A 6,636-nucleotide genomic window follows, 5' to 3' on the forward strand; every position below is an offset into this window, starting at 1 on the left:
CGCGCGGATTCCATCAGGGCGCGAGGAGCGATCACGCCACCTCATCACGACGCCGGATATATGGCCGCAACGTTTCCTTCTGCTGAACAGTCAAGTGGCTCTTGCATCGCGGGGCGGACCATATATGGTTGTATGGCATGCGTTGTTGCTCCTCGTAGGCATAAAGTTCTTGGCGGAAGTCCACTTCGAGCCCCTCGGGCAGGCGGATCATCCAGTCGATGAGGCGGAAAAGCTGCAGGATCAAGGGGCGCTCGTAGCCGCGCTCATAGAGCATGCGGATGAGGCGGAATTTCCAGCCTTTGAGCGTTTCGGCATCGTCGGTGACCTTGGCGCGGATCTGCGCCATGATCACGAGGGCGAAGACGTTGTCGCTGGCTTCGAGTTCCGCCCAGCGCTCGGGTTCGGTGTAGTCGAGTAGTTTGACTGTTGGAAACTCAAACAGGATGCGACAGCCCCAACGCCCGTCTTCGTAGCTCGAGGGGCGAAACTGGCGATTGGTGTCGCTGAGCACGGCGAGGCTGACGACTGAACGGTCGTAGCGGTCACGGATGCGGTAGTTGTACTGGAACATGCGCTTGGCGAACTCGGTCTGGGCCGCGCCCTGCACTTCCGTGTGGACCAGCACCCAGAGGTCGCGGCCTTCATGGGTACGCACATCGATGAGTTTGTTGGCGTAGCGTCGGCCGCTGTCAGCATCACCGGTGATCTGCTCGACCCAGGTGTCCAGTTGCTCGTCCGTAGCTTGCTCTAGGCGCTTGGATGCCGACTCGGGTATCTCGCCGAATTTGAGGGTGATGAGCTTTCTGAGGGCGCCCTATTATGGACGTTCTTGCCGCGGCCCTGCCTTCGATCCGCTCAAGCCATGCTGATGCCCTGTGGCATCCGCATACGTCCGTGTCTGCAGCGGCAACAGCGCCTTGCGCAGCGGTGCAGTTGCATCACTCAGGCCCCACCGCTTGCTAGGGGAATAGCGCCCTTGGGTGGGCGTGTCGTCATGTCCTAACAGTTGCCGGTGGAATTGCCGGGTGAGTGCTTGCAAGTGTCGTGCGGTATCACGGCGACACACCGGATACTGACTCAGCAGTTCGAGCACACAAAGTGTCCGCTGGAACCCATCGCGAGGCATCAGGTCGCGCAGCCGCTCCAGTTCCGCCCGCGTTGGGCGATACCCGTGATACCAGATCGCTTCTGCGAGCTGCTTCACCTCATCGACAGAGCGTTCAAGAGGGTGCGCACCGACCTGATACAACTGTTGATGTGTATCGGAAACCGTCATCACCGATCCTCGCTGCGGTTATAGCTGTCGAGTACAACGTTCAAATTGCCTAGGAGACGGGCGTGATCGCCAACAGCATAGCTGATCGCTTCTCGCGTTAATCGTTCAAACTCGCCGACATCAACCTCACGAAGCTGCAACAGCGCCAGGATATCCTGCTGATCGCGATCACCAAATCGACCCAGCTTTGTGATGGCCACATCGAGCGCACTTGCAACATAGACCTCGACGTTGCGCACGCTACTTTGCGTCATCAGCCGGATGACGCGACTTTCGTAGTCTTCGTGGAGCGGAGCAAGCGTCGTGTTGAAGCTGGGGTCCAACTCCAGCATCTGCGTCACGCCTTCTTCGTTCGTGAAGACATAGGCGTCCTCACCAAGAAGGGCAACGATTTCGGCCGGATCAGCGTAGCCGTGGGATGCCATCTCAGCATCAACATCCGCACTCCCGCGCGCCTGTGTATGCACGTGGACTGCGCAGCCACCGAAAACGATGACTTGGAAAACGCCCTTCTCGCCACTCGCGTACACCGGCTCAAGCACATCAAAAAATGCCACGAGCGCACGCCCTAACGCGGTATTGGGCTCGATGGTGGGAGACTCGCCCGGGTCTATGGACACTTGGAGAAACCCGTGAAACCCGGCGTGAAACCCGGGACGGACCACGGTTTAGCCTGGCTGGTCAGCAGGCACACGGCGGTGATGAGCGTGCGCGGGCTCGAGCTTGAGGCTGGTGCGGTCATCACCTTGTCGCGAAGAGGTCGTCGAGCGAGTTGGCGGTGAGGATCTGCTCGAGCCAGGTATCCAGTTGCTCGTCCGTGGCTTGCTCTGGGCGCTTGGATGCGGTTTCGGGGATGTCGCCGAATTTGAGGGTGATGAGCTTGCGGAGTGTGCCCTCCACGCCCGCTTTGCGGCCCACTTTTTGGCCTTCTTTTCGGCCCTCCTGGCGCTCGCGTTCTGCCCAGTGTTGTCGATTTTCGGCCAACATCGCTTTGTCCTCGACGAGTGAGTTGATCTGTGTAAGGTCGATCTGTGCACCAAGCCGCCGGAGATGGCGCTTGAGCCAGCGGGTGATGAGCCGATCGAGTTCAGCATCGTTGAGCAGTTTGACCCTCGGACAGCGGAAGTCAACGCGGCAGCCCAAAGTGCCGATTGACATCAGCCAGAAACAGCGTCAATACTTTGTGTATCTAATCGATATACAGGAATGCCGCCATGCGCGATGCTGCGATCAACCTCAGAGCCCTGCCCGAGCAGCGAGATCTCATTGACCAAGCGGCTTCGGCGCTGGGTAAAAACCGCTCAGACTTTATGCTAGAAGCCGCCTGTGAGCGCGCCCAATCCGTGCTGCTTGACCGAGTCTTTTTCAGTCTGGATGCGGATAAATTTGAGCAATTTCTCGCTGTGCTCGACGCACCGCCGACACCCAATGTGGGTCTGGAACGGCTGATGGCGATCAAGGCACCCTGGGATACCGAGTCGACATGACCCAGAGCCTTTTGCGACCGCAGCCGTTGTCGGCCGAACACCAGCTTGGGGATTTTTCTTGCGGTGAATCGTCGCTCGATGAGTGGCTACGACACCGGGCACTGTCCAACCAGACGTCGGGAGCGAGCCGGACCTTTGTGGTGACCAGTGACACAGGCCATGTCATGGCCTATGACGCTTTAGCCGCCGGCACGGTGTCGCATCAGGACTCGCCGGGGAAGATCCGGCGCAACATGCCAGATCCGGTGCCGGTTCTGGTGCTCGCCCGGCTGGCCGTTGACCAACGCTTTCAGGGACAGCACATCGGCGGTGCCTTGCTGCAGGACGCTTTGCGACGCGCCGTCTCCGTGGCTGAACAGATCGGTGTGCGTGCGCTGATGGTACACGCCCTTAACGGGTCGGCTCTCAAGTTCTACACCCACTACGGTTTTATGCCATCACCGGCCAATCCCATGACGCTCATGCTGGCGTTGCACCCGCGGAAGAACCATTAGAGAGGCCGGGCTGCAGAGAAAACCCGGGGCTTGTGAAGAAACCCGGGACGGACCACGGTTTAGCCCGGCCGGTCAGCAGGCGCAGGGTCGCGAGCGCGGGGCTCGAACTCGAACTCGAGGCTGATCGTCTCGGTGCACGCAGTGTCGCCCTCGCCTTCGCGGCTATCGGGCCGCGCTTCGATTCAGCGTCCGATTCTGCTAACCGTCTGATAAGGAGCCCACTCTCATGTCCAATGCCATCACCGATATCAGTAAAACCGCCCCGAACACCGCCCCGGTCAACCAGCTCAACCCGCGCCAGCGCTTGGAGGGCTTGCTGCAGGCGTTGCCTAGCGTCGGCAGTACGCTGGCGCAAGCGCAGAGTCATCAGGCCCCGGGCCGCAGTGATCTGGAGGAGCCGCTGCAGCGGGTGAACGAGGTGATGAACAATGATGGCGTGCAGTTCGAGATGAGCGAGCCGCCGGGCGAGCGCCTGATCACGCGCATTGTCGACAGCGAGTCGGGCGATGTGATCCGCGAGATCCCGCCGGAGGAGGTGCTGCGCATGGCGGAGAAGATCATGGAGATGACCCAGACCGCACGCGGTGACTTGGTGAATCTTCAGGCTTGAGGGCTTGGGGGAAGCGCTGCAGGATCAAGCCCCGTTTTCTCTCTCAGTGATCCCTGCGCTGTTTCGCCAACCAGGCTTCGATGATGGCGGGATCGAGCCCTTTGAGGCGCTGAAGCGTTCCCAGGGCGCGTTGCGCGGGTGTTTGCTGATGCGGTTGAGGACGATGACGCGCACTCGATGCCCGCCCCAGGGCAGGTCGTAGACGCCTTTCCAGGCCGGTGGGTTGCAGACCGTGACTGCGCGCGAGCCCTTTGGGATAGCCTGTGGCGACGGCATAGAGGCCGAAGGCGTCGCGCGGATGGCGGGCCTGCTCGGCGATGCCGATCTGCGCATGCTACCAAGCGCGCGGTCGAAAGTCGGCGTCGTTGAGGATGCTGGCCGAATCGCCGGTGGCTCGGATGCTGAACAGCCCGCGGTTTTCCAGCATCGCCTCGGCGCCGGCATCGGCCGTCAGCCAGGCCATGGCGCCGTAGAGCCGGTTGCCGGCGTAGCGCGGTCTCCAGGGTGCTGCCTAAGAACAATGTCCTAGCAAGGTTGGGCTCCAAACTGATTGATCTTCTGCCAGAACTGAGCCCAGCGACCGGTCGATTGCACGAGTGCCCGGAGACTGAGAATGATTTTCGCGCCGCGCTGCTTCCAGCGCATGCCGGCACCACAGAGACGCTGCTTGACGAGGGTCTTGCAAGCGGCTTCGATGACCCCGGAGCCAATCGGCAGGTGTTCGCTGAGGTGCTGGGCATAGTCCATGCGCGCAGCTTGGTTGGAGAAATAGGTCAGGGCCGCTTGCAGATCCGCGTTGACGCTGCGCGAGAGTGAGCGCTTGTGGGTGAGGCGTTGCGCCGCCTCGATCACCGCCTGCACGGCGCCGTGCTCGTGCTTGAGCTGATGACGCTGTTCATGCAGCCACTGCTCGCGCTTGGGTTTGTCGGTCTTGCCGGGATAGGCGGCCATGGCGATCGCGGGGAGGTGTTCGGCGGCATGGAAATAGTCGAGGAGTTGCCGCTCGGTGTGTTGCTCCAGGAAGGACCAGTTGCTCGCGGCACCGTCAGCAATGCCGAGGTATAAGGCGTTGGGATACTGGGTTTTGATGCGCTCGATCTCCTGTGTCATCCGCTGCAGGAAGACCGCCTTGCCGTGCTCAGGCGTCGCGGCCACATAGATCGTGTGCAGGCGCTCGCCGGCGGGATCATACAGCGAGAGACTGCCGACCATGGCTTCACGCCAGCCCTCCTCCTTCATGGCCAGCATGGCCCCATCGAGGCTGATGGCGACGCTGGCCACGGGTTGATCCAGCACCGGCAGGGTATAGTCCCACGTCTCTTCCTGGGCCATCGCAATCGCACCGACCCAGTCGGTGACGTTTTGCACATAAGAGGCCGTGACGGGACGTCCATGGTTGTCGCTCAGATCGGCACACACCGCATTGACGTTCATCTGGGCGTATTTGTGCGACAGTTGCTTGGCAAAGAGGGGCGTGGCGTGACGGATGATGCGGGCGTCCGCATCCAAGGGACAATAGATCTTGCCGCCCTGGGACGTCTGGTAGACATGGCGCTCCAACCCAACCGGTCCGTAGGGCGTCTGGTAGGTCTGGTGCGAGGTGCAGCGACGCGTCCACTTAATGGCTCCAAGCATGATCGGTGTGCCGTCAGTCTCGAAGCGCTTGAGCGCCTCAAGACTAGCCGCGCGACCAATGGCATTGCACGCGTCTTGGATCTGCCCCTCGGCCTCGAGCATCGTCCCACTGAGATCGATACACACTTGGACGGTCACTTGATCTTCGTCGTGGGCGATGATGTTGGCTTCCATCAGGTGTCTCCAAATCGTTGGCAGGAGGGGGAGGTGATGAAAGTATGGCTCAAATTCACATTTATGCTAGGCAGCACCCCCTCAATGCGCCGCAGCGCGCCGATCAGCAAAGCGTGCGCGATCAGATCTGGACGCTCTATGCTGATCTCAAAACCTACCAGCGTGACCCCGATCCCGCAGCCATCGCCCCGCTGCGCGAGCGCTTCGAGGCGATCTTCACCCAGAAGACCTCCTTTGCCGTCCTCAACCAGACCTTGAAGCGGCTACATCGCCACCAGAGCGAACTGCTGCTGGTGTTGCTGCGCCCCGATATCCCGCTGCATACCAATAGCAGTGAGAACGACATCCGCGGCTACGTCAAATGGCGCAAGATCAGCGGCGGCACCCGAAGTGACCTCGGGCGACGATGCCGCGATACCTTTGCCAGTTTGAAGAAGACCTGCCGCAAGTTGGGCATCTCTTTTTGGGAGTATCTCAACGATCGCATTGAGCAGACCGGCACGATTCCGCCGTTGCCGGACATTGTCCGTGAGCGAGCGGTGGCCGCGGGCGTGCCGTGACTTATTGAGAAGTTACAATACTTGATGCTAAAGCGTTGTTGGAGTTGGAACGATGGCTGGATCAGCGGCGTGAGCAACAAGACCACGATCGACTGGAATCGCCTGCCGGCCGAGCGGCAAGTGCCCCTGATCGCCCTGCTCAGCGCCCTAGTGCAGCCCTGTTAAACACCTGAGACCGTTCCCAGATAGTAGCGTTATCATTCTCCTCATTCACATTGCTCCTGACCCTGAGGTTCTCACCTATGCCGCGCTGTACTGCAGCCCCAGTTGACGTCTCTGACAAAGACGCTCGCGTCCTGCAAGCGCTGGAGCGCCGACACAACGCGCCCCAAGGATTGGTCAAGCGCGCCCAGATCATTCTCCTCGCTGCGCGCGGGGTCGGTGTGCGCGCCACGGCCGA

10 protein-coding genes are annotated in these 6,636 nt (G+C 60.8%); 4 read left to right on the forward strand and 6 right to left on the reverse strand.

The window, feature by feature from the left end; all coding sequences use genetic code 11:
- Positions 1 to 31 precede the first annotated feature (31 nt).
- From CKO42_RS25280 to CKO42_RS25295, 4 genes are all read right to left on the reverse strand, one after another.
- Positions 32 to 655: an RpnC/YadD family protein gene (locus CKO42_RS25280; protein WP_200251594.1), complete on the reverse strand. Its 624-nt coding sequence runs from the start codon at positions 653 to 655 to the stop codon at positions 32 to 34.
- A gap of 162 nt (positions 656 to 817) precedes the next feature.
- Positions 818 to 1,276 (reverse strand): hypothetical protein, encoded by a 459-nt coding sequence (locus tag CKO42_RS25285; RefSeq protein WP_200251597.1) that lies wholly within the window; start codon positions 1,274 to 1,276, stop codon positions 818 to 820.
- The gene (locus tag CKO42_RS25290; RefSeq protein ID WP_200251605.1) at positions 1,276 to 1,896 is read right to left on the reverse strand and encodes a DUF6036 family nucleotidyltransferase; all 621 of its coding nucleotides are present in this window, start codon (positions 1,894 to 1,896) and stop codon (positions 1,276 to 1,278) included. Before CKO42_RS25290 ends, CKO42_RS25285 begins: the two co-directional genes overlap by 1 nt.
- A 121-nt stretch (positions 1,897 to 2,017) precedes the next feature.
- A complete protein-coding gene (locus CKO42_RS25295; RefSeq protein ID WP_200251609.1) occupies positions 2,018 to 2,434 on the reverse strand; it encodes an RpnC/YadD family protein in 417 nt (138 codons plus the stop codon).
- Positions 2,435 to 2,490: 56 nt separating this feature from the next.
- On the opposite strand from CKO42_RS25295, the gene CKO42_RS25300 reads away from it, so the two are divergent.
- The 3 genes from CKO42_RS25300 to CKO42_RS25310 all read left to right on the forward strand — a co-directional run bounded on the left by CKO42_RS25300 (position 2,491) and on the right by CKO42_RS25310 (position 3,867).
- A complete protein-coding gene (locus tag CKO42_RS25300) occupies positions 2,491 to 2,763 on the forward strand; it encodes a type II toxin-antitoxin system TacA family antitoxin (RefSeq protein WP_200251612.1) in 273 nt (90 codons plus the stop codon).
- Complete coding sequence (locus CKO42_RS25305; RefSeq protein WP_200251615.1) at positions 2,760 to 3,257, forward strand: GNAT family N-acetyltransferase; 498 nt, start codon at positions 2,760 to 2,762, stop codon at positions 3,255 to 3,257. The genes CKO42_RS25300 and CKO42_RS25305 overlap by 4 nt, the downstream gene beginning before the upstream one ends.
- A 226-nt stretch (positions 3,258 to 3,483) precedes the next feature.
- Positions 3,484 to 3,867 carry a flagellar protein FlaG gene (locus tag CKO42_RS25310; protein WP_200251622.1) on the forward strand — a complete coding sequence of 128 codons (384 nt, stop codon included), beginning with the start codon at positions 3,484 to 3,486 and terminating at the stop codon, positions 3,865 to 3,867.
- Positions 3,868 to 4,201: 334 nt separating this feature from the next.
- Here the strand turns inward: CKO42_RS25310 and CKO42_RS28070 are convergent, their stop codons facing one another.
- Both CKO42_RS28070 and CKO42_RS25315 read right to left on the reverse strand, forming a co-directional pair.
- The gene (locus CKO42_RS28070; RefSeq protein ID WP_274608970.1) at positions 4,202 to 4,330 is read right to left on the reverse strand and encodes a hypothetical protein; all 129 of its coding nucleotides are present in this window, start codon (positions 4,328 to 4,330) and stop codon (positions 4,202 to 4,204) included.
- 62 nt (positions 4,331 to 4,392) lie between these two features.
- Positions 4,393 to 5,676, reverse strand: coding sequence for an ISKra4 family transposase (locus CKO42_RS25315; RefSeq protein WP_200251625.1), 1,284 nt, complete (start codon positions 5,674 to 5,676; stop codon positions 4,393 to 4,395).
- Between the two features lie 44 nt (positions 5,677 to 5,720).
- Between CKO42_RS25315 and CKO42_RS25320 the strand changes: the two genes are divergently transcribed.
- The gene (locus tag CKO42_RS25320) at positions 5,721 to 6,236 is read left to right on the forward strand and encodes an IS66 family transposase (RefSeq protein ID WP_200251635.1); all 516 of its coding nucleotides are present in this window, start codon (positions 5,721 to 5,723) and stop codon (positions 6,234 to 6,236) included.
- Positions 6,237 to 6,636: the final 400 nt, after the last annotated feature.

It is taken from the genome of Lamprobacter modestohalophilus, from assembly GCF_016583905.1.
Lineage (GTDB): Bacteria > Pseudomonadota > Gammaproteobacteria > Chromatiales > Chromatiaceae > Lamprobacter > Lamprobacter modestohalophilus.

What these genes read in the sequence shown, in the direction of transcription:
- CKO42_RS25285 (WP_200251597.1), bottom strand. Translation starts at nt 1,276, where the DNA reads ATGACGGTTTCCGATACACATCAACAGTTGTATCAGGTCGGTGCGCAC.
- CKO42_RS25295 (WP_200251609.1), bottom strand. Translation starts at nt 2,434, where the DNA reads ATGTCAATCGGCACTTTGGGCTGCCGCGTTGACTTCCGCTGTCCGAGG.
- CKO42_RS25300 (WP_200251612.1), top strand. Translation starts at nt 2,491, where the DNA reads ATGCGCGATGCTGCGATCAACCTCAGAGCCCTGCCCGAGCAGCGAGAT.
- CKO42_RS25305 (WP_200251615.1), top strand. Translation starts at nt 2,760, where the DNA reads ATGACCCAGAGCCTTTTGCGACCGCAGCCGTTGTCGGCCGAACACCAG.
- CKO42_RS25310 (WP_200251622.1), top strand. Translation starts at nt 3,484, where the DNA reads ATGTCCAATGCCATCACCGATATCAGTAAAACCGCCCCGAACACCGCC.
- CKO42_RS28070 (WP_274608970.1), bottom strand. Translation starts at nt 4,330, where the DNA reads ATGGCCTGGCTGACGGCCGATGCCGGCGCCGAGGCGATGCTGGAAAAC.
- CKO42_RS25315 (WP_200251625.1), bottom strand. Translation starts at nt 5,676, where the DNA reads ATGGAAGCCAACATCATCGCCCACGACGAAGATCAAGTGACCGTCCAA.
- CKO42_RS25320 (WP_200251635.1), top strand. Translation starts at nt 5,721, where the DNA reads ATGGCTCAAATTCACATTTATGCTAGGCAGCACCCCCTCAATGCGCCG.